Source organism: Bacteroidota bacterium, from assembly GCA_020161395.1.
Taxonomy (GTDB): Bacteria; Bacteroidota; Ignavibacteria; order Ignavibacteriales; family Ignavibacteriaceae; genus UTCHB3.
This window is the reverse complement of the sequence record JAIUOE010000006.1, coordinates 196,300-218,463: the sequence shown is the minus strand read 5'-3', so window position 1 is coordinate 218,463 and position 22,164 is coordinate 196,300. Positions and strand designations below refer to the sequence as shown.

Below are 22,164 nucleotides of genomic sequence, written 5' to 3'. Positions count from 1 at the left end.
TAGTTGTTATCTGGTTACTAATTGTGTTTTGAAGACCCGGATCATTAAAAAACTCATTATACAGTTCATCATGAATTGCGATTGCATCTATGTAAGTAGTCACTTTATCCTCATATCGGATACCAACCTCAACGACCTTGCCAACAATGTCTGAAGCATATTCTCTAAAATGAAAAGCTGTATCAGTTAAGGTTACCCACTCCATGTTTGTTGATGATAGATCCCCTTTTCTGACTACCATTTCTATTAATCTGGCTGGGATACTTTCCATGTTGTTACTATTGGTAATCGAATTTGAATTTAGCTGAGGATTAAAAACACTACCTGATTCTTGTGATGCCGATGCAGGAACAATTTTCAGTTGCACTCTTAGTATAACGGTTGTATCATGCAGTGTGGTCGGTTCTATCATCGTGCGAAGTGAGATGTAGTGCTGTTCACTGGTGTTTGTGAAGTGAATTCTGTTCACTTTACCATATAACATATAATATTTCACTATATCTTCTTTCGAGGAAGGAACTGCTTTTCGGACATCGTATGAAAACGGGGATACTGTGATTGTAGTATCAACCCCGGTCACCATAGTCCCAACCCAGGAAGGTTTCAAGCCAGGGTGTGAATTCATAAACCAGACACTTGATTGGAACTTCGTACCAAATCCAAAATTGTAATCCTCAGTAAGGCTGAAATAACTTTGTCCTCCAACCTGGAAAGGATAATTATCCCTGTCCTGTCCCTGGGCTTTTAGGTATTTTCCGGTTTCAATTCCTAATAATTCAGGAGCAAAGGAGCTCCACTCGAGGTGCATATCGAGTATTTTTCGAATACGATTGTAGTCACCGGGTTTTGTGCTAATCGTATCCGCCCAAGAAACTGAGTGAGTAATCCCAAGAGAATCCATCATTATACTTATCTCTTTGGTGCTGAGTTGAAGATCTTGAGGGTCGAATGGTTGTCCCCAATCGTAGGGAGGGATTCTGTAGTTTACATATCCGTCAAAGAAGGAGATGTAAGGAAATATTGTTTTCCCCATTTGACAAAATATATGGGGGGACACTAATATAAAAAAGAATAAAAATAATGTTAGTTTTTTCATTGTGTTCCTAAAATAAATTTATAAACATTCTAATTGATTTACTAAATATTTGTTTATTTATTCAGGCTGTTCATTGAAAGAACTGCCCTGTACAGCTCTTAAAGGAGGGGAATATGGAAGAAAATATCCGAATGTGGTTTTTTCCTGCACGCTTCGAGTCGTCCTTCCAAAGGGGATTTAATTTTGGGATCGTTATTCAATCCCTGGTTTTTCTGTTTTTTTCTCTGCTGTTGTTTCTCCTCCCGGGGTAGTACAATGTTAGTACTTTTGTCTCCCGTTTATGTGTTTCTGTAGTTTAACTCTATTCTCTTAAGCAAATAGTGTGCCAAATGATTTTTCTTTTAATATTCCTGTTTTTGGAAGTATTGAAAAGACCGTTTTCCCCATTTTTAGTAAAAACCTGCGTGTTTTTCCAATATTTGAGAAGGGTTTTAGTTTATGATTACCGAATCACCGGGGATAAAGGAAAGAAAAAAATAATAAAAAGCTGCCACCATTTCTGATGACAGCTTTAAATCCACAATTATTCGAATGTCAACTTATAACAATAAGTCAAAACTCATAAATAACTATCTGTTCATGCAATCGCAGTGACCACATTCCATTGGAAGGTTGTCGGAGGTTTTGATGAATTCAGCGATTGAATCGACAACATATTCCATCATTTCCTTTGTAAGTTCAGGATAGATAGGAACAGCAAATGAATCGGTAGCTGCACAGTTGGCAACGGGATATTCCGCATCCTTCGCACCGAGGTGAGCAAAACACTCCTGACGGTGGAACGGAACAGGATAATAAACTTCGTTACCAATTCCCTTTTCTGTCAGGAAAGCTCTCAGCGCATTTCTTCTCTCGACACGGAGCACATACTGGTTGTAGATGTGGTAGTTAACCAAATCCGAACCTTCATAAACCGCTTTTGGAATGAGGACTTTGTTTTTGTCGTCAAATTTGATTCTGCCTGCTTCTTCTGCAAGACCGGCTTCAATAAGAAGTTTTGTGTAATAAGCGGCGTTTTCGCGTCTTTTTGCCGACCAGTCGTTCAGATGTGGAAGTTTAACGGAGAGAACTGCTGCCTGAATGGAATCCAAACGGAAGTTTCCGCCTATTACCTTGTGGTAATATTTTGGTTTTCCGCCATGGACTCTCATGATTCTGATTGTCTCAATGAGGTTATCATCGTTGGTAACTACAAGTCCACCGTCGCCAAAACAACCGAGGTTTTTGCTCGGGAAAAATGAGAAACAGCCGATATCGCCGATATTTCCAACCTGTCTTCCGTCTTTATACTGAACGGAGATTGCCTGAGCTCCATCTTCGATAACACGGAGACCGTGTTTTTTGGCAATTGCCATAATCGGCTCCATATCCGCTGACTGACCATAAAGGTGAACAGGGATGATGGCTTTTGTTTTGGAAGTGATTTTTGCTTCAATCTGTGAAGGATCGATATTGAATGTTACAGGATCGGAATCAACGAACACAGGAACTGCATTCAGTCTGGCTACAACTCCGGCAGTAGCAAAGAAAGAGTATGTAGGCATGATAACTTCATCATCCTTGCCAACACCAATCGCCATAAGGGCAAGCAGAAGTGCATCTGTTCCCGATGAAACACCCACGGCATATTTGCAGCCGAGGAACTGAGTCATCTCTTCTTCAAGTTTTTTTACTGCGGGACCCATAATATATGCGGTCGATTCGGCAACACCAATAAGAGCAGCATCCAACTCATCTTTCATTGAGAGGTACTGCGATTTAAGATCTAACAATGGTACTTTCATTATTCTACTTCTTTCACTCTGTCGTTTTCAAATTTATATTTTTTACCCGATTTTTCGCAGAAAGCCTCGCCGTTTTCATCAAATTTGAGGCGGACTCCCGCTTCGCTCATCCATCCGATAATTCTTGCCGGATTACCAACAACCAGCGCGAAATCAGGAACATCTTTTGTTACTACACTTCCCGCACCTACAAATGCAAATCTGCCGATGGTATGTCCGCAAACTATTGTGGAATTGGCGCCAAGAGAAGCACCTTCTTTTACCAGAGTCTTAATGTAATATGCTGCTCCAACCTGCGGGTATTTGCTTCGTGGATCGAGAATATTTGTAAACACCATTGAGGGACCACAGAAAACATAGTCTTCAAGCGTAACACCCTCATAGACAGATACATTATTCTGGATTTTTACATAATTACCGATGGTCACATTGTTTCCGATGTTCACATTCTGTCCGCAGATAACTTTTTTGCCAAGTTTTGAGCCGGACTGTACATGAGCGAAATGCCAAATCTTTGTGCCTTCGCCAATTTCAACGCCATCATCAACCACGGCGTGTTTATCTACATAGTAGTTTTTTTCTTCACTCATTCTGATAACCTTTCTTGAGCTTGTTCAAGAATTTTTAATACTTCAAGTGCATGGACTCCATCCGAGAAAGGGGTTTTGCCTGTTAACACACACTCGTAGAAATGTTTCTGTTCTTCCGCAAGGGGCGGCTTGTTTTCATATTGGACAACTTCAAAAGACTGATCAAAAGCCTCAAGTTGACCGTTTACTTTTTTAAATCCTTTTTTATAGAATTTCAATTTGTTGTCAGGAAGACTGTCTTCAAAGACAAACATCCCTTCACTTCCGATAACAACCAGTCTCTGCTCTTTAAAGGGGTGGAGCCAGCTCACGAAAATGTGGACTGATATGTTACCGGGATATTTCAGAAATGTAACCGTGGAATCTTCGATGTTGGGTTGTATAACCGCTGAACCCTGTGCATACACATTTACGGGGTTCGTACCGATAATAAACTGGATAATTGCGATATCGTGAGGCGCAAAACTCCACAGAGCATTCTCTTCCGAGCGAATTTTGCCAAGGTTAAGACGGTTGCTGTAAATGTACTGAAGTTCTCCGAGTTCCTTGCCGACAGCATTTTTAATGTGTTTTACGGCCTCATGATACAATAAAACATGACCAACCATCAGCCTGACATTGTTTTTCGCAGCTATGTGGACAAGGTTTTCTGCTTCTTTTGAATAAAGGGTGATTGGTTTTTCTACAAGGACATGCTTTCCTGCTTCGAGGAGGCCCTTGGCAACAAAATAGTGGGTTTGTGCGGGTGTGGCTACTATTGCAGCAGTTATCGTTTCATCGTTAAGTATCTCTTCGAGTGTATCAACAACTCTGATTTTGTCCGAGATTGCTGATACTGTTGCGCGGGTTTTAAGACCCGGATCATATACTGTTATATTCTCATGGGGAAGTAAAGACGCTGCTGTTTTTAAATGATTTTTACCCCAGTTACCTACCCCTAATACGGCAAGCTTTATTTGACTGTAATCCATTTTTAATCCGGTTTATATAGTTGGAATTTGTGTCGCAAAATTATTACAATTCCGCTTTTAAATTTACTGTCATTTTATCTAACATCATATATTTCATGATATTTTTTTTCAAGTTGAGCTAAAAGATATTTTCTGTCAATATCGCGATAAAACCACAGAGCACACAGAGAGCACAGAGAATCTTTTAAAATATCTGCGGTATCCGTGAAAAATCCGTGATATCCGTGGAACCATTCTCTTTGCATTCCATGACTATTCTTTGACAAACTCATAACTCATAATTAATAACTCATAACTAAAACTTATTTATTCAAAATCATTTTACGGGTTTCTCTGAAGTTATTCACGGTCATCGTGTAAAAATAGACACCGCTCCCAAGTTTACCCGCATCGAACTTAACTTCATAAGTACCCGCAGGTTTGAATTCATCAACCAGGGTTGTAACAACTCTGCCCAAAACATCGTAAACTGTAATGTTTACCTTGCCGGCTTCCTTAACCGAATACTGAAGATTGGTTGAAGGATTGAACGGATTCGGGTAGTTCTGTCCCAACTTATAGTTTTCGGGAGAAAGAGAACTGAGATTTATCTCTTTTACACTCGTGAGGGTGTAGTCAAACTGATAAAGTTCAACGCCTTCAACATTTCCGTTGCCATTACCGGCAGGAACCTGATTTTGAAGTGCACCTGCATCCTGAGTGCCGTATTGAAGTACTGCTATGTAAAGCTTTGAGGGAGTATATCCAAATTCCGCCTGAACATTTACAAGACCCTCAAGTGTCTGACCCGTGGCTTTACCCGGATTTGATGAAGCATCAAACCATGCAGTGTAGTTGTTTGTACTTTCGTTTGCAAGGAAAAGGGACCATCCGGGGACAGTTCCACCCTTTGCCCACATTGCGGGAACGGGATTTCTGAGTGAATCTGTAATCAGGATGAAGACATCTTTACCTTGCGTCGGAGCTGCCTGAGTTGCTACATACAGGTTGCCGTTGTTCCAGCCAAGGTAGAGATTTGCTCCATTGTTCGAACCAACGCTCACAGCCTGCTGGTCGAGGGTGCCGTCCATTACAAAGTTGCTGCCGCCACTTCCACCACCGAAATTAATTTTGAAATCCTGACCGTTGTTGTTGTTCCAGGTGTTGTCGTTGTAATGAATTACAAATGCAACTCCGTCAACAGTCTGTGCGGAATTGTTAAATGGTCCGATTTTTATTGTCAGCAAACTGTCGGTCGATGGTCCTGACATGACAGTCTCGACTGCAGGACCTGATCCGCCAAAAAGTGTGGTTCCTGCAGGCCAGTAAGCCTGATTAGGAGTTGTCCAGTTCGAGCCCTGAGGGTTCACACCCCAGTGCAGTTTTGCTCCCTGAACCGCTTTGGTAATGGTTACAGTGATAGTGTCGTTTTTGGTTGGTGCGGAAGGCATCCAGGTAACAGTACTTACGCCTGTACCACCGCCACCGCCGGGAGTGTATGCGCCCACCCAGACATGCTGGATGGCTGTGCTTTTTACATTATTGTTGCTGTCTATTGCTTCCACATAATAGTCAACCAGTTTATTTGACAAGCCTGCTATGGTTGCCGAATATTCCTTTGCTTTCACAACAGGCTGAGGATTTGTGAGGGATATCTTTGTGGTTCCCGGCATATCCACTACAGTCCAGGTTCCAACTTCCGCACCACCAGCATAGGTTTCGTTATCGGTAGTTAAGGGCGAGTTGACACCATCGAGGTCCTGACGGTAATAAAGTTTAACCGACTTTAAGCCTTTTACATCATAGGCATAAGTCCATACTTTGAAATCTGACGGCTGTTGCTGGTTCCACTCTGTTGCACCCGGATTATATGGTTCTCTCTGAGGAATAAATACGGTAGGAGGTGTGTTGTCCTGTGCACCGGCAATAACAGAATTCGCAAAATTCACTGCCTGATTGGCACCGCGGGTGGGATTTGAATCCCAAATACCGCCCAGTGAGCCATCCCAGTACCAGTAATCCGATGCCTCACTAACCAGAAGGTATTTCCAGGCATTCAGGGTGTTGGTTGCATTCGGATTCACATTGTCTGCCATCGCAACATGATTTTGAGCGGCAGTGAGAACTCCCCAACTGTTTATGTCGGGACTGTAACCGTCAGTTCCGGGATCGCCGAGCCATTTTTTGAATTCCGGATCACCGTTGTCTGCACCTGACCAGCTTCCCGATTCTACATGAATTGGTGCATTCTGATCGGGCGGGAACATCTCAAGATAATCTTCGATTGTGGTGCAAACGAATCTGGAAGGATTAGCCTGAAGCCAGTTAACAAAATTCTGGAAATTTGAGCCATAATATGAATCGGTTCCACCGCCGTAGTTGTCACCGTCATGGTGAAGGACGATCAGAATCGGTTTTGTCGGATCGGTATTATACTGTTCAAACTGACTCATGACCGACTCGTAATTCAAAGCGCCAAATCCGCCTCTTCCGTCTTCATTTCCGAGATACCGGGAGGCGGGTACGGCTATAATTCTCGATTTTTGTCCTGTTGATGGGTCAACATACTCGACGAAATGAGGCCTGTGCCCCCATGCAGCAGATACTTTTGTAGGCGCCCAGATATTCTGAAGTGCCAGCCAGTCATTCGGGTTTGCATTCAGAACATCAGCTTTGTTTGGCTCATAGATGTTTCCACCTGTATTGAAAGGATACCCCTGAGCGGTGCGGTCAAAGTGGACATTGTCAACCAGCACCCAGTTCAATCCCTCATCCGCCAGAGCTGGAATCATCCTGTTCACAAAAGCATTCTCTGGCGGAAAGATACCTTTGGAGTAACCTCCGGGGAAGTTTTGCGAAAAAATTGTTTTGTGCCACTGGAGTTGTTTTCTTATGTCTTTGTAGTCAATCAAGCCCATCAGGGGATGGAAATAGCCAAAACCAACCATGTCCAGCCTTGGATTACCAAGAGAAGTGGTTTGGTTTTTGATGAAATTCCAACTCGATTTCCAGTTTGAAAAATTTCCGTTACCGTTTGCTTCGAGTGCGTTCAGATTTTCAATGAGTGACCCTGAGAAGCTAACCTGTGCACCAAAATGAGGCATATTGGCAGCAATTCCCTTTTGAACTGCGTTTTTGGGCCAGGAAGTGTAGGGTCCAATCCTCTGATTGTGAATATCTGTAACCGAGAAGGGATAGCGACCATTTGCATCGGTTTGGACGACACTTTCATAGGGCCAATAAATTGGCTGGTGCATGTGCCAAAGAAATGCAATATAGATCGGTGGATTTACCTGGGGTTTATTATTCTCATTTTGTGCATTCCCATTAGTGCCTAAGAGTAGAATCAGAACCAAAGATAACCATAAAGAGCTTTTTAGGTTTGTCTTAAACATAACTAACTACCTGTGGATTGTTAAGCTCAGCAAAAAAGTTCAATCTCTTTTTTAGCTGACAATAGATGAATAGATTAATTTTTATTAAATATCAGCCTTAAAAATACAAAAAAAAGAGAAAAAAGGATGTGATATGAATTTTTCTTAACTTTATTTTGGAAAAACGGTAAAATTTCTTCTCTATCCTGGTAGTGATTGATAATAACAAAAAAAGGCAAAATAAATGTCATTAAGGTTCATGCATTTTTCAGATTCGCACCTGGGGTTTATTGATTATTCCTCCGACGACCAGGCTGTTCTAAAGGAAAGAGAAGCGGATGCTTATAAAGCTGTAGCGGCTGTCGTTGACCATGCACTGGCCACAAAACCGGACTTTGTAATCCACACAGGGGACTTTTTTCACCGCCCTTCACCTTACAACAAGGCAATGGTCGAAGCAGGCAGACAATTCAAACGGTTATCCGATGCCGGAATTCCATTTTACATGATAGCCGGGAATCATGATCTCCCAAGATCAGAGGATACACAGGCGATACATGCCCTGTATAATATGTTTGACGGGTGCAAAATCTTCTACGACCAGAAATATTCCACTCTGGACTGCGGCGATTTCATCCTGCATGCACTCCCGCACATCACTTTTGACAGTGACCATAACGAAGAGATTCAAAAAATCTCTGTCACCGACACTTCGAAACCTAATATTCTTATGATGCACCTTTCAATGCCGGTTTCAATCTACAAGGAAGAGGAACCCGGTGGAGGTCTTTTCCCCGCTGACCGGCTTGAAATACTGAAAGATTTTGACTATGTCGCTCTCGGTCACTGGCATCGCTTTAACCACATGAAAAACTACGGTAATGTCTGCTACTCAGGTTCAACTGAGCGAATAAATGCCGGCGAAGCAGACCACGACAAAGGTTTCGTTGAGGTAACTCTGAACGGCAAAGTTCCCGAAATAAGATTCGTGAAGATTGAAACGAGACGGTATCTGAACATCACCGTTAAAAATTGCGATACGAAATCCACTGAGGAGATTACAGGTGAAATCACCAAAGCTGTAAACAGGGATGACCTCTCCGAAGCGATTGTCAAGGTAATACTTGAAGATTTACGAGATAACCAGTCATTTGATTTTATGAGAGAAAACATCGAAGAACTGACGGGGAAATGCCTCGTACTCAGATTAATTAAAAGGAAAAAAGGGGAAGAACCGATAGAATTCGAGTCCGGAGGCGAATCCCTTCTTGAAAGATTGATCGGAGATATCCGTGCGGGATTCCCTGATCCCGAAGATTTTAACAAATTTAGAGAAGAAGCAACTCAACTTTTTGATGACTTATTACAGGTGGACAATAATGCTAATCAATAAATTAAAACTGAAAAATTTTAAGCAGTACAAAGACGAAATCATCAATTTCCCGACTGGACTTACCGGTCTCGTTGGTAGAAATGGTGCCGGGAAGTCGACTGTATTCGATGCCATCTCATTCGCACTTTTCGGACCTCTGAAGGGTGTTAATTTGTCCCAACTCAAAAATGATAACGCCCCTGCTTCCGAACCTGTGGAAGTTGAACTTGAGTTTATCGAAAGAAATAAAGAATATGTTGTAAAAAGAGCTTTGAGGGGGGTTGCTCAAACAACAAAAGTTGGCTTGTACAGGGTGGATCAACAAAACATCGTAGCCCTGGCTGAGAACGCCACCGAGGTAGCCAAAGAGCTCTACAAAATAATCAAGCTTGATAAAGACAGCTTTGTAAACTCCTTCTTTGCGAAGCAAAAGGAAACCGCAGGGCTTCTTGCATCCACACCAGCTGAAAGAGTAATAGAGATCAGAAAAATGCTCGGTTTCGACAGACTTGATGCTATCAGTAAAACTGCCGGCAATAAACTAAAAACACTCAAATATGAGATGGAAGCGGCTGCAAGTCTCCTTCTGGATGATCAAAGAATCGCTGATCTTAATGAGCTGATACAGGAAAAGAAAAACGAGCTTGCGGCGCTTACCCAAGAGCACAATCAACTTAAACAATCTGTTGATGCAAAATTAACTGAAAAAGGATTACAGCAACGAAAGGTTGACGGACTCCGTATACTGCAGGAAAAACATAATGAGCTTGAAAAAGAAATTGCGACTATAAAGACCGCCATCTCGAAAACAGAAGAATCAATTTCTTCAACCGAAACCGAGATTTCCCGTTTGATAACCCTCGAATTAGAGGCAGAAAGACTTTCACCCATAGTCGAACTGCTTCATAAACTGAAGACGCAACAGGCAGAAATGCAAACAAAAAAGGAAAATGCAGCCCTCTATGGGAGCATCTTTTCTAATAAAACCAAAGCGGAAACCGAACTCGCCAGCATCGAGGAACAGATTGCAAGACTCTCTGCCACAATCGCGACCATGGAGAATGCACCAAATGACCTGCAACTGAAAACTGTGATTAAGGAGGGGTTCGAAAGAGAAGAGAGTCTCTTAAATGCCAATGCTCTCGATCTCGGGAAGGAAATTGCCGGATATGATGCACGCCTTAAGCAGACAATTAAGCGATTAAAGCATGTCGAAGGACTTGATGCAGCAGGTACATGCCCCGAGTGTGAAAGAGAGCTCGGCACACAAAAACCGGTACTCATAAAAAAATACAAAGCCGAAATTGCTGAGCTTAATGCGTTGATCGCAGAGATCGGTGAGAGAGAATCCCAAGTTAAAAAGAATCTGTCGGAGAAACGGGCAGAAGTAAAAAAACTTCAGGACGAAATTGCTGACTTGGGCAAAACCATCGTGAAACTCGAAAACGACAGGGCACAGTTGACAACTCTGTCTGGAAATCGTGAAAAAACAATTGCCAAAATATCGTCTGCAGAACGGGATTTGAGTGCAGTAGGTCCAAGAGATTTTGACAAAGAAGCTTTCACAATTCTCGGAGAGGAGGTAAAATCAGCCGAAATAAAGAATGATGAATACCAGAAAATGCTTGGTGAAATTGGTACCCTGCCTGCTCAGGAGAAACATCTTTCTGACTACACCGCAACCCTCAATGAATCGAAGGAGAAGCTCTCGACTAAACAGAACAATTTAGTCGAACTGAATTTTAATGTGGATGAACTTACCACAGCAGATTCTTTGCTGAAACAGAAACAGCAGGAGCACCTTGATCTGGTGGGTGCTGCACACAAGGCTGAATTGGAACTCAATACGATAAAAAGTGAGGTTTCATCCGCAGAAGCAGCATTACATGAAAATGACGAGCGGAAAGGTTCTTTCGAACAACTTCGGACCGGAGTTGAGAAATATAAAATCTTCAAGGAAATTATCGATAATTTTAAGGCGAGAATAACCTCGGAAGCAATTCCCAAGATTTCTCAGGAAGCCAACAGACTTTTTGTAGAAATTACAAAGGAAAGATACAATGGATTGCACATTGATACTGAAAACTACGATATCAAAGTCATGAGGGATGACAAGGAGGCACTAATTGAGACTCTATCGGGTGGTGAAAAAGACCTCGCCGCTGTCTGCCTCAGAATTGCTGTCAGCCGTCACATAATTAACATGAGTGGTGCCGGCAACATGGGATTCCTTGCACTTGACGAGGTTTTTGGATCACAGGATGAAGGCAGAAGAGCGGATTTGATGTTTGCCCTTTCGAAAATTTCCGACTGGTTTAAACAGGTATTTATTGTAGCCCACAACCAGGATGTCGAAGAGGCCTTTCCAAATAAAATGATTATTTCGAAGAAAGGGTTGTACAGCGCAATTGACTGCAAATTTGCCTCTTCATCTCAATAAAAAATTTTCTCCAGTTCAGAATGGTCACCGGTTTTTCCTAGGGCAAGGATAAGCTTAATCCTTGCCTTCTGACCGTTTAGATACTCTGCAAATATTACTCCTGCCTCCCGCAGCCACTTCCCCGCTCCCGGATAACTGTAAACATCATCCGTTTCACCTGCAGGACATCGGGAAACAAGAACAACCGGTATCCCCTTCTCAAGAAGATATTCGATTCCCTCAAATACAGCCGGAGGTACATTCCCCACTCCCAAAGCTTCCACTACCAGTCCGTCAACACCGCTGTCGGCTGAATATCTGAAAAACCTGGCATCCATACCGGCATAACACTTCAATAAATCAACATTGGAATTAATTTTCCCTGTCTTTATCGTCTCAAGCCTTCTTGGTGTCCGGTTAAAAATCACCCTTCCTCTGTCAACAAAACCGAGACTGCCAAAATCGAGTGATGCAAATGTCTCTTTATCTTCCGTATGCGTTTTGGTCACCTCGCTTGCGGCATTGATTTCACCATTTAAACATACAAGAACCCCCATGTCACGACTGTTTCTGTTCAAACAAGTATAAATGGAATCAATCAGATTTTGAGGTCCATCCCAGTCGGGATCGGAACTGTTCTTCATTGAACCTGTAAGAACAACAGGAATGTGTGTCTCAAGATAAAGATCGAGAAAATATGCCGTTTCCTCAAGTGTATCGGTTCCATGAGTGATGATGATACCATCGAAATTCTCGTCATCGATCATCCCCTGCACAGTAAGTGCAAGTTCAAACATCAGTTCGGGAGTCATGTGAGGACCCGGATATTTCCCGAAATCGTAAAAATCGATCTCTGCCAAAGAGCCCAGTTCGGGAATCATTTCAATAATATCTCCACCGGTAAGATGTGGAACTGCACCGCCTGTTTCCGCATCAACTTTCATTGATATGGTCCCGCCGGTAAAAACGATCATTATTTTTTTCATATCTTGAGCGCCAAATTTTAATTATATTGCATAGCAAAATACGCATTTTTCAAGCATAAACTGACTTAGTCCCGTTGATTAAATCGCCCGAGAAGGGCAGAACAAGTACGGTCTCCGTACACAGAGGTTACCATGTTACATGTAGTTGATGTTGAACTTACTCCAAATCCACACGCAATTAAATTTGTTCTAAATCAAAAACTGCTCCACTTCACTTCGAGACAATACAGCACTCCACAGGATGCCGAACAGGATCTGCTGGCTAAAGGTATCTTCGAACTTGAGGGTGTCGCGTCCGTATTCTATATGGACAAATTCATAACTATTGAGAAGAAACAGGGATATGACTGGGGAAAAATCCAGAGACCTTTCCTGATGTTTTTAAGCAAATTCGATGAAAAACTGATTCCCGAGGAAGCTACCCCTGAAGGAATGGATGAAAATACCAGCGAACTCCTTAAGCAAATATCCGATGTATTGAATAAGAAAGTCGTCCCCGCCCTTGCCTACGACGGTGGCGGTCTCGAAATCCTCGGACTCGAAGGATACTCCCTCAAAGTCAGATATCAAGGCGCCTGCGGAAGTTGTCCGAGTGCACAAAGAGGCACCCTCTCCGCGATCGAAAGCCTCCTCAAAAGAGATGTGCATCCGGCTTTGGAGGTAATTCCGGACTGAGTTAATTATGAGTTATGAATTATGAGTTATTAATTTTCACCTGAATAAACCGGGGAATTTTTTTGTGGAAAGTTTTCACCCTCCAGTGAGCTCCAACTCATAATTCATAACTCAAAACTAATAATTAATTCTGTTTATTTAGCCAAAACCAACTTCCTGACCATCCTTTCCTTTCCTGCAAATAGTGCATAGCTGTAAACTCCTGAAGAGAGAGTGCTGCCGTCAAAAAGTATCCGGTGTTTACCGGGAGTTTTTACCCCTTCACGGAGTGTCGCAACTTTTGTACCATCAACAGCGAATACTTTTAAAACCACTTCCGCAGTCTCTGTTAAAGTGTATTCTATAACTGTTACCGGATTGAACGGATTGGGATAATTTTGTGAAAGGGTGAACCCTGAGGGTTGCCCTTCATCATCCTTCAGGGAAGTGGTGGAACCGGTACTTTTGAACACCTTTCCATCGGTCGAACCGGCAAAAATATTCCCCGAGGGATTGAATGCAAGTGCCGGAATACCGGTTGTATTCAGACCCGAAGAGACCTCTGTCCAGTTCTCCCCCTGATCCTTTGACCTGAAAACTCCTCCATCATATGTACCCGCATACAGGTGGCCTACCGCATTGATCGCGAGTGATACAACATTAAGATTGGTCAATCCGTTGTTAACCGGGACCCATAACAGCCCGCTGTTCGTGGAGCGATAGACTCCGTTACCATAGGTTCCGGCATATATGTAGCCGATGTTGTTGCTCACGATTTCCTCTACGGTTGTTCCCTGCATCCCTGTATTAAAAACAAACCAGGTAGCTCCTCTGTTTGATGACCTGTAGAGGTTGCCTCCTCCCGCATAGATAAAGCCAAAATTGTCACAATGAAGGGTTTTAACATTGAAAACGGAGAGACCTGAAAAGGTAAAAGAACTTCCATTATTCGTTGACCTGAATACTCCACCCCCCTCCGTGCCGACATATATATAGTTGCTGTCGTCGAAATCGATAGCCCTTACATAAGGTGTAGATAGGCTGTTACCTATATCCGTCCACGATGCTCCCTGGTTGGTGGAGCGGAAGAGACTTGATGATCCTGCAAACAAATCGCCATTACTTCCCCCCATTGCTACCACTTTTATTGTGGATGAGGTAAGTCCGGTGTTTGCAAGTGACCATGTAAGTCCGTCATTGGTCGATTTAAATACGCCGCTTCCTGCTGCAGCAAATTCGGTACCGACGAAGAGAGTACCACCCGGCGAGATGGCGATTGAATTGATCGATCCGGTGGCGGGGAGTTGAGTTTGGATCCAGAATCCTTGTGCACTACAAGCAAAGGTGAGTAAAATCGCGAAAATAAATGTTCTTTTCATGGCGATCTCTGTTTTATGTCGTTCAAGGTAAAAAGATAAATTCCTCACACCTTAAACATGTCAAAAAAAATCACCAAAAGCAATAGATGCTCAAAAAAAAAAGCTGCCCCGTTTCCGAGGCAGCTTAAAAAGACAGCACAAACTATTTACAATTCAGCTCATAGTTCATACCTCATAGCTATTAAAAGGTGTATCTTACACCAAGTTGCATAGCCCAGCGGCTGTTTACATCACTTGCTGCCCAGGGAACATTGGTAGTTGGAGCAGAGAATGAATAAACAGGTTTTCCACCGACACTTCTGTTAACCATTCTTACAACATTCGAAGTTGAGAAGATTGATTCATCATATCCCCAGTCGCTGTTGAGCAGATTGAGAACATTGAGGATGTCGAGGGTAATTGTGAATTTATGATTCATGATGCTTGGGATTTCCTGAGCAAGTCTGAGATCAAAAATGTCTCTCCACGGGTTGCGGGCGCCATTTCTGTCAGAAATCTGACCTCTGTGGGTACGGAGGTATTCATTGTTCTGAATGTATGACTCGAGCTGTGTGTACATCGAAGCGGTCGGAACAAACGCACCACCTGTTACAGCACCAAGCTGATAGGTTCTGTTTGCAAGTTCAGCTTCGGTAGGGATATAGAAAAGATCATTCTGGTCGAAACCGTCGTTGTTCAAGTCACCATTAACTGTGAATGAGAATGGAGCTCCACTCTGACCGTTGTAATACAATGATACAGTGGTTGGAGCATTAGCGAAGAATTCATGAGTATAGGAAACTGAAGCAAAGAATCTGTGTTTGATTTCATACAGTGAGGTTGTGAGCTCAGGATTGTTAGGATCACCTTTCACAGGATTGAATCTCATCTGAGAAACAGCCTGTGATGAAGTGGTGCTGTTCATATCTTTTGCTATACCATGAGTATAACCAAAGTTAACTGAAAGTCCTCTTGCAACACTTCTCTGAAACTGTACTGCAAAGTTTAACTGATAACCTTCGGAGGTGTTCTTAAGAGAAAGTACATCTCTGAAGTTGTTGTTTTTAGAGTCTGTACCGCCGTAAACTGGTCTGTTTGCTTCGGCAGCAATGTATGTTGGAGAAGAGATGTTTCTAACATTCAATTTCTCATACATAACTTCGTTAAGAGTTTTTGAGTAGATAACCTCAAGTGATCCGATGAAATCCCAAGGGAGTTTCTGATCATAAGCAGCATTTACTCTGAACAACTGCGGGAATTTGAAATTGGGATCAATCATATTGATCTCGGAAATCAGGCTTGGTGCGCCTGTTCCGGGTGATCCGACTCTTGGCTGGTTTCTTGGGTCAAGTGAGAATGCCGTACCAGCAGCACCGGAAAGTTCAGCAGTAAGAAGACCTGTGTTTGCGAAGTTGTTTGAAACCCAAACATAAGGAACCTTACCTGTGAAGATACCAAGACCGCCTCTAAGTTGGGCTGCTCTGTCCTCGGTAAGAGAAAGGTTGAAACCTGCTCTTGGCGAGAAGAGAAGTTTGCCGTCAGGAATACCGCTTGTGCTGTATCCACTGAAGTATTTCGATACTGAATCGTTTGCAGCAGGGGTTTTTGGGAAGGTAGGCATGTCAACTCTGATACCGAAGGTAAGTCTGAGTGCGCCATTAACCTGCCATTCATCCTGTGCATAGAGCCCAAACTGATTGGCACTGAAATCAGCAGAAGGTCTGTTGTCATAGGAGTCACCACTTCTGGCAAATGCTCTCTGATAAGATCCAACGGTTGAATTCTTGAAATCTGTAAATGAATTAAACACATAGTATCCGTAGAATGAACGGATGAAAAGGTTCGAGAATGTGTAGAATTCGTTGTGTGTACCAAAAGTCAGGATGTGGTTGCCAACATTCCATGTGAAGTTGTTGGTAAATTCGATGATGTCCTGATCCAGTTTGTTTGCAGGTGAAAATCTGTCGGGTCCAAGTCTGTAAGTGTTTCCACCCTGACGGATCTCGATTTCGGGAGCTTCTGCAAACGGGAGCTCTCTTTTGTCTCTGATTCTTGTATATCCAACGATCAACTCATTCGACATATTGTTGCTGATTGTCGAGTTCCACTGAAGAACTGAGGAGTTGGTTACAGATGCGAGTCTGTATGTGTATGAACCCCATGAAAGGGCATTGTTAAGGTTTCTTGCTGCGAGAATGTCATCAGATCCGTCAACGAAGTTGTGTCTCAATGTGAATCTGTTGTTCTCATTCATGTTCCAGTCCAAACGGGCGAAGAACTTTGTTGAAGGTCTTTTGAGATCAACTGATCCGTATGAACCTGGATCGTATCCTTTTGCAAGCATGATAGCCTGGATCGAATCTGCGTAAGCAGCCATTCCGGCTGAACCTGCGGTAAGGGAAACATTCGAGTAAGGTCTGGTATATTTTGTCAGCTCTGCACTTGCGAAGAAGAAGAGCTTGTCTTTAATTATCGGACCGCCGATTCTTCCGCCAACCTGATACTCTGTAAAGTCAGGATAGCTGGTTTTTAATGCATCAGGACTCTTTCCAACAAGTGACTGGTTTCTGCCGTAGCCGAAAACTGATCCCGAAAACGAGTTGGTTCCTGATCTTGTAATGGCGTTTATACCACCACCGGTAAAACCGGAGAGTTTTACATCATAAGGTGCAACCACTACCTGGAATTCCTGAATAGCGTCGAGACTTATAGGATTGGTTCCGGCTGATCCACCCGGTGTACCCGAAGATCCAAGACCGAAGAGGTCATTGTACTGGGTACCATCTATTTGAATATTGTTGTATCTGCTTGATTTACCTGCGGCAGAAAGATCCTGTCCTGAAAAGAGAGGTGAAAGTTTCGAGAAATCCTGGAATCTTCTGCTAATGGTAGGAAGATTTTCAATGGTTTCTGTAGCTACAGTCTGAGCGGAACCTGTTTTGGTTTCCGTCATTATCGGGTCACTTTTTGCAGTAACCACAACTTCCTCTGTTACAAGGGCTGATTCCAGCATGGTGAAGTCCAAACGAAGGTTCTGTCCCAGTTCAAGGCTGATTCCCTTCAGTTCGACTGTTTTCTTTCCGGCATACGAAGCGATTACTTCGTAGGGTCCACCCGGCTTAAGACCATATATGTTATAGCTGCCATTTTCTCTTGATGTGGTGCCGTAAACAGTTCCTGTTGGAAGATGTTTAGCGCGGATAACCACACCGGAAAGAGCACTGTTCTTGTCGTCAATTGCATTTCCGAATACTGTCGAGGTGGTTACCTGGGCATGTACCTGAAGTGCAAAGAAAACTACAAACAATGTTGCCAGCGAAGATCTGTAAAGAGATCTCATACTTTGCTCCTGATTGTTGTTTGATTGTTTGAAAAAATAATATTCAAGTCTTTAAAATTACGGCAGGGAATTTTAACATCATTAAAATTCAATGTTAACAAATCGTTAAGAGGGGAATTAACTGATTTAATGTGATTTCTCAGTTTTTAAAAAGAGAATTTTTGCAGCTTCAGGTAAAAATAAATCACTTACAGAATTTTACCTTTTTACAACTAAAATTTGCAAATCTTTAGCGAACTAAAAAAACTGTTTTTCAAAAAAGAGGCTGTCTGTGAAAATTAATTTAGCCTCAGGCAACTCAAGGATTTACCTAAGTCCTTCAATAACCCTCTCCAGCTTCGCTGAAATCTCATCGGCAAGGTCAGCGAGGTTTTCATTTCCGATGGCACCCATGGCATTTTTGGGATTAATAGCCGAAACTTTGATGTTGCCGTCACCCGTTTCCTGAATTACGACATTGCATGGCATCATCAGACCGACATTTTCTTCGATATGGATTGCTTTATTAGCGAAAGGCGGGTTACAGGCTCCCAGAATTCTGTATTTTCTTACATCTGCATTAATCTTCTTTTTTAGGGTATCCTGCACATCAATGTCACTAAGTACTCCAAATCCTTCGACCTTCAATGCCACAGTTACAGCTTCGACAGTCTCATCATAGTCAGTTGATACAACTTTTTCGAAATAATAGCTCATAATTTTCTCCGTTTTATAAGGTTCGATGCAACAAAAGGGGGGAAGATTCAACTAATCCAATAATGCAATAATCCAATAATCCAATAATCCAATAATCCAATAATGCAGTAATCCAATAATTTAGAAATATTACTGCATTATTGGATTACTGCATTAACTCAAGTATCACCCCTTCTCTGAGGGCGAACTCCGAGTAATATGCCTGTTTGATGTCCAGTTTTTCGAAGATGGCGCGAAGGATGATCACTCCGGCTACGACCACATCGGCACGCTTTGGTTCGAGGCCCGGAATTTGAAGGCGGTCTTTCATGTCTTTGGCTGCCAAAACGCGCTCGCTTACTTTTACGAGGTCTTCATATCTGAATATTTTTTCATCCGGAGCCACAAGTCCTGCTTCAATTGCCATTGAGAGAACAGATTTGGCAGTGCCTGCACTGAAGATGGCGATTTCGAAACCGCTCGCCATCACATCCTTTTTGATTGCTTCAACCATTCCTGCGGCATAATGGGAAGCTGCTATCACGCTCGTTTTTTTTACTTCGAGATCAGGAAAAAAATCTTTTGTGAACCTGACAGCACCCATTCTGAGACTGGTGACAAATCCGGGTTTGGGAGTGTTTCCGGTGATAAATTCGGTACTCCCTCCACCTATGTCAACACAGAGGATTTTCTGATTTTTGAAGTGGAGAAAATGTCTCGCAGCACTGTAGATATATTCGGCTTCTCTGTGTCCATCGATTACTTCAACCTTTACTCCGGTTTTTTCGAAGACAGTTTCGATGAACTCGTCCTGATTTATCGCTTCACGCACCGCACTGGTTGCCACCGCTCTAATGGTTGCACCGTTCATTACAGCTTTTGTTTTGAAAAGGTCGATCAGTTTTATCGCCTGCTTAATGTCCTGATCTTTTATGTAAGACCTGCCGTAGCCGTCTTTTGAAGAGAGGCGGTGAACAGCTTTTTCCCTGTCGATAATCTCAAATTTTCTTCCGTCGGGTGAATTTGCAATTATGATGTGGAAGGAATTGGAGCCTATATCGAGGACGGCAAAATTATTTTTAAGCATTTTTATTGATCTTTGGAGATTGGGACAAAAGTCTGCCTGCGATGTCAAAAACTTCATTGACCGTGATATTGTCTATTATATCAGATCTCTGCAGAAAGAATTTGTTTTTCCCCATCGGTGCCCAGACAAAAGGATTTGTCGGACCAAAAAGGGAGATTTGCGGAGTGGATGTGGAGCCCGCCACATGCATTATCCCCGTATCATTTGTTATAAACAGATCGGATTTTGAGATGAGAGCCGCCACTTCAGGTATCGATTTATCAATAAATTCGAGAACCGTGAAATTCAGTTCCTCCTTTATTTTCTCAATTATTGAAAGGTCGGCACTGCTCCCTGTCAGGTAGATGCAGGCATCCCAGTTGGCTTTCAACTCTTTTATCAGATTTACAAAATTTTTGTGATACCATCTGTTGGGTATTTTTCCCGCACCTGTGTGGAGGCCGATGATACATCTTTGGTTGTACTCTTCAAAACGGGTGAGAAATTTTTCCGCTTTTTCTTCATCTTCGCCGTCGAAACTGACTTCAGGTGAGTATCCGGCAGGCTCGACACCGAGTGGTTTCACAATATCGAGAATCCTTTCGGCGATGTGAAGGTCGGGCTGTAAACGCCAGTCGAGATTTATTTTTTTATTGAAGAAAAACGCCGATTCGTTATACTTTCCGTCAAGCCAGTTGGCTCCCGCTTTCAGCCTCCCTTTCGCAATACCTGCCATTAAATTGCTTGTGAATGAAATTGAAACTGTGACCGGCACCAGTACCCAGTCGTACCCTTCCCGCAGGACGGACATGAAACGGAAAAACTCGACCGGATTAAGATGCCTTGCCTTCTCGAAAACAATCACTCTGTCGATGAATTTATTTTTCGTTACCGCATCTTTATTTGCAGGACTGACAATAAGTGTAATGTGGGAGAGGGGGAACTTCTTCTTAAGCGCCCTGAAAAGGGAACTGCTCGCGAGAAGATCACCAAGCTGGTTGTGCTGTCTGATTATAAGTATTTTTCGCGGGTCTTTTTCAAATTCCGGTTTGTAAGGAAGTGGTGAAAAAAAAAGACGGTAGAATGCCCCGGCAAATCTGTTCATAGACTACTTTACAGAATCACCGCTTATTTCGGTGAATTCAGCATCCTCGATAACCCGGTCTGTCTGAAACGATCTCCCCTTGCCACCTGAAAGAACGGTTTGTGGTTCGCGCATTCTCTCTTTGTAGGAGTGGCCGTCCGCTGTCCGTTTTAGTCTCTTGAATAAAATCCGGACTGCATAAAACATCAGTATGCCGGTTAAAACCAAAAATATTTTTCTCACAATAAAGCCTTGCCTTCGGGATGAAAATACTCAATTCGTGTTCGATCTTCTCTGAAAATCTGTTTGTAAAGATCTTCAAAGTCATTCTCATTATTAACAAAATCTATCTCCGTAGAGTTTACAATCAGGAGAGGAGTTTTGTCATATCTTAAAAAATATTCGCTGTAGAGGTCTGATAGGTCTGCGATGTAACCTTCGTCCATATCCAGTTCGTAGCTTCTGTTTCGCCTTCTGATATTGGCAAGCAGACGATCGATGTCAGCCTTTAGATATACAACAAGATCCGGCTTCCGAAGGTTCTGTGCAAGTTTGGGAAAAATCTCATTGTAAAGCCGTAATTCTTCTTTGTCGAGATTCAACCAGGCAAAAAGGAGATCTTTTTCGAAAATGTAGTCGGAGACTATATGATTGGAGAAGATTGATTCTTCGCGAAGATCCTCGAGCTGCTTATATCTGCTGATCAGGAAAAACATCTGAGTCTGAAAAGCGTACCGTTTCCTGTTTTTGTAGAATTTTGCAAGAAAAGGATTCTCATCGTGATTCTCAAGAATCATCCTGGCGTTTAATTTTTGTTGCAGTTTTCTTACAAGTGAGGTTTTTCCGGCTCCAATCACGCCTTCAACTGCTATATAATTGATATCACTGCTCATTCAGGCAAACCAAACCATTTTTGATTTCAAAAAATTTCCTGTTCAAGCCCTTAATATACGGTTTCTTCACTGTTATTTCCAGATCCTTCAAAAATATACCGGTGCCGGGGAGGGATATGCCGGGTTCGAGATCAAGAAGTGGCAGTATAAAAAAGTCTCTTTTCAGCAACTCCCTGTGAGGTATTTTGAGGTCAGGCTCGTCCATTTCCAGGTCACCGAAGAGGAGTATGTCAATATCGATTTCCCTTTCATGCCATCTTTCCCGCTCGACGCGTCCTGTCTGTTGTTCGATGTTTTTCAGTTCCGTCAGGAGCTTTCCCGGAGTCAATTCTGAAAAAACCGCAACAGCCATATTCAGAAATTCATCCTGACTTGTCACGCCATAAGGAAAAGTTTCATAGACGGGCGAAAGCGAGACAATTGAAGTGCCGGGCAGCCTGTTTATAAGGTTAAGAGCTTTCAGCAGATACTGAAATTTGTCACCCCGGTTGCTGCCTAAAGCCAAAAACACTTTGTTCAATTA

General features: G+C 42.7%; 17 protein-coding genes. 3 read left to right on the top strand and 14 right to left on the bottom strand.

Annotated features, from left to right (window positions below):
- From LCH52_11755 to LCH52_11735, 5 genes are all read right to left on the bottom strand, one after another.
- On the bottom strand, nt 1-1,033 hold a 1,033-nt coding region (locus LCH52_11755; protein MCA0389157.1), incomplete at its 3' end, for a hypothetical protein.
- Nucleotides 1,034-1,665: 632 nt separating this feature from the next.
- Nucleotides 1,666-2,880 carry a DegT/DnrJ/EryC1/StrS family aminotransferase gene (locus LCH52_11750; protein MCA0389156.1) on the bottom strand — a complete coding sequence of 405 codons (1,215 nt, stop codon included), beginning with the start codon at nt 2,878-2,880 and terminating at the stop codon, nt 1,666-1,668.
- A complete protein-coding gene (locus LCH52_11745) occupies nt 2,880-3,470 on the bottom strand; it encodes an acetyltransferase (protein ID MCA0389155.1) in 591 nt (196 codons plus the stop codon). The genes LCH52_11750 and LCH52_11745 overlap by 1 nt, the downstream gene beginning before the upstream one ends.
- The gene (locus tag LCH52_11740) at nt 3,467-4,441 is read right to left on the bottom strand and encodes a Gfo/Idh/MocA family oxidoreductase (GenBank protein ID MCA0389154.1); all 975 of its coding nucleotides are present in this window, start codon (nt 4,439-4,441) and stop codon (nt 3,467-3,469) included. Before LCH52_11740 ends, LCH52_11745 begins: the two co-directional genes overlap by 4 nt.
- A 302-nt stretch (nt 4,442-4,743) precedes the next feature.
- The gene (locus LCH52_11735; GenBank protein ID MCA0389153.1) at nt 4,744-7,815 is read right to left on the bottom strand and encodes a T9SS type A sorting domain-containing protein; all 3,072 of its coding nucleotides are present in this window, start codon (nt 7,813-7,815) and stop codon (nt 4,744-4,746) included.
- A 223-nt stretch (nt 7,816-8,038) separates the two neighbouring features.
- Between LCH52_11735 and LCH52_11730 the strand changes: the two genes are divergently transcribed.
- On the top strand, nt 8,039-9,187 hold the full coding sequence (locus tag LCH52_11730) for an exonuclease SbcCD subunit D (GenBank protein MCA0389152.1): 1,149 nt from the start codon (nt 8,039-8,041) through the stop codon (nt 9,185-9,187).
- Complete coding sequence (locus LCH52_11725) at nt 9,174-11,606, top strand: SMC family ATPase (GenBank protein MCA0389151.1); 2,433 nt, start codon at nt 9,174-9,176, stop codon at nt 11,604-11,606. The genes LCH52_11730 and LCH52_11725 overlap by 14 nt, the downstream gene beginning before the upstream one ends.
- On the opposite strand, the gene LCH52_11720 is transcribed toward LCH52_11725, so the two are convergent.
- Nucleotides 11,600-12,571 carry an asparaginase gene (locus tag LCH52_11720; GenBank protein MCA0389150.1) on the bottom strand — a complete coding sequence of 324 codons (972 nt, stop codon included), beginning with the start codon at nt 12,569-12,571 and terminating at the stop codon, nt 11,600-11,602. The two genes, LCH52_11725 and LCH52_11720, sit on opposite strands and share 7 nt — an antisense overlap.
- Nucleotides 12,572-12,703: 132 nt before the next feature.
- On the opposite strand from LCH52_11720, the gene LCH52_11715 reads away from it, so the two are divergent.
- Nucleotides 12,704-13,246 (top strand): NifU family protein, encoded by a 543-nt coding sequence (locus LCH52_11715; protein MCA0389149.1) that lies wholly within the window; start codon nt 12,704-12,706, stop codon nt 13,244-13,246.
- Nucleotides 13,247-13,380: 134 nt separating this feature from the next.
- Here LCH52_11715 and LCH52_11710 read toward each other — a convergent pair whose 3' ends face one another.
- From LCH52_11710 to folK, 8 genes are all read right to left on the bottom strand, one after another.
- Complete coding sequence (locus tag LCH52_11710; GenBank protein MCA0389148.1) at nt 13,381-14,604, bottom strand: T9SS type A sorting domain-containing protein; 1,224 nt, start codon at nt 14,602-14,604, stop codon at nt 13,381-13,383.
- A 181-nt stretch (nt 14,605-14,785) separates the two neighbouring features.
- The gene (locus LCH52_11705; protein MCA0389147.1) at nt 14,786-17,923 is read right to left on the bottom strand and encodes a carboxypeptidase regulatory-like domain-containing protein; all 3,138 of its coding nucleotides are present in this window, start codon (nt 17,921-17,923) and stop codon (nt 14,786-14,788) included.
- A gap of 306 nt (nt 17,924-18,229) precedes the next feature.
- Entirely contained in the window at nt 18,230-18,619 is a 390-nt protein-coding gene (locus LCH52_11700; protein MCA0389146.1) for a DUF302 domain-containing protein, read from the bottom strand.
- A gap of 145 nt (nt 18,620-18,764) precedes the next feature.
- The gene (locus tag LCH52_11695) at nt 18,765-19,685 is read right to left on the bottom strand and encodes a Ppx/GppA family phosphatase (protein MCA0389145.1); all 921 of its coding nucleotides are present in this window, start codon (nt 19,683-19,685) and stop codon (nt 18,765-18,767) included.
- Nucleotides 19,678-20,769: a glycosyltransferase family 9 protein gene (locus tag LCH52_11690; GenBank protein ID MCA0389144.1), complete on the bottom strand. Its 1,092-nt coding sequence runs from the start codon at nt 20,767-20,769 to the stop codon at nt 19,678-19,680. Before LCH52_11690 ends, LCH52_11695 begins: the two co-directional genes overlap by 8 nt.
- Before the next feature lie 3 nt (nt 20,770-20,772).
- Complete coding sequence (locus tag LCH52_11685; protein ID MCA0389143.1) at nt 20,773-20,955, bottom strand: hypothetical protein; 183 nt, start codon at nt 20,953-20,955, stop codon at nt 20,773-20,775.
- Nucleotides 20,956-20,987: 32 nt separating this feature from the next.
- Entirely contained in the window at nt 20,988-21,641 is a 654-nt protein-coding gene (locus LCH52_11680; protein ID MCA0389142.1) for a deoxynucleoside kinase, read from the bottom strand.
- On the bottom strand, nt 21,631-22,152 hold the full coding sequence (gene folK, locus LCH52_11675) for a 2-amino-4-hydroxy-6-hydroxymethyldihydropteridine diphosphokinase (GenBank protein MCA0389141.1): 522 nt from the start codon (nt 22,150-22,152) through the stop codon (nt 21,631-21,633). The genes LCH52_11680 and folK overlap by 11 nt, the downstream gene beginning before the upstream one ends.
- Between the last annotated feature and the right edge of the window lie 12 nt (nt 22,153-22,164).

Excerpts from the sequence above, each read along its gene's own strand:
- LCH52_11750 (MCA0389156.1), bottom strand. The coding sequence starts at position 2,880 with ATGAAAGTACCATTGTTAGATCTTAAATCGCAGTACCTCTCAATGAAA.
- LCH52_11745 (MCA0389155.1), bottom strand. The coding sequence starts at position 3,470 with ATGAGTGAAGAAAAAAACTACTATGTAGATAAACACGCCGTGGTTGAT.
- LCH52_11740 (MCA0389154.1), bottom strand. The coding sequence starts at position 4,441 with ATGGATTACAGTCAAATAAAGCTTGCCGTATTAGGGGTAGGTAACTGG.
- LCH52_11735 (MCA0389153.1), bottom strand. The coding sequence starts at position 7,815 with ATGTTTAAGACAAACCTAAAAAGCTCTTTATGGTTATCTTTGGTTCTG.
- LCH52_11730 (MCA0389152.1), top strand. The coding sequence starts at position 8,039 with ATGTCATTAAGGTTCATGCATTTTTCAGATTCGCACCTGGGGTTTATT.
- LCH52_11725 (MCA0389151.1), top strand. The coding sequence starts at position 9,174 with ATGCTAATCAATAAATTAAAACTGAAAAATTTTAAGCAGTACAAAGAC.
- LCH52_11720 (MCA0389150.1), bottom strand. The coding sequence starts at position 12,571 with ATGAAAAAAATAATGATCGTTTTTACCGGCGGGACCATATCAATGAAA.
- LCH52_11715 (MCA0389149.1), top strand. The coding sequence starts at position 12,704 with ATGTTACATGTAGTTGATGTTGAACTTACTCCAAATCCACACGCAATT.
- LCH52_11710 (MCA0389148.1), bottom strand. The coding sequence starts at position 14,604 with ATGAAAAGAACATTTATTTTCGCGATTTTACTCACCTTTGCTTGTAGT.
- LCH52_11705 (MCA0389147.1), bottom strand. The coding sequence starts at position 17,923 with ATGAGATCTCTTTACAGATCTTCGCTGGCAACATTGTTTGTAGTTTTC.
- LCH52_11700 (MCA0389146.1), bottom strand. The coding sequence starts at position 18,619 with ATGAGCTATTATTTCGAAAAAGTTGTATCAACTGACTATGATGAGACT.
- LCH52_11695 (MCA0389145.1), bottom strand. The coding sequence starts at position 19,685 with ATGCTTAAAAATAATTTTGCCGTCCTCGATATAGGCTCCAATTCCTTC.
- LCH52_11690 (MCA0389144.1), bottom strand. The coding sequence starts at position 20,769 with ATGAACAGATTTGCCGGGGCATTCTACCGTCTTTTTTTTTCACCACTT.
- LCH52_11685 (MCA0389143.1), bottom strand. The coding sequence starts at position 20,955 with ATGTTTTATGCAGTCCGGATTTTATTCAAGAGACTAAAACGGACAGCG.
- LCH52_11680 (MCA0389142.1), bottom strand. The coding sequence starts at position 21,641 with ATGAGCAGTGATATCAATTATATAGCAGTTGAAGGCGTGATTGGAGCC.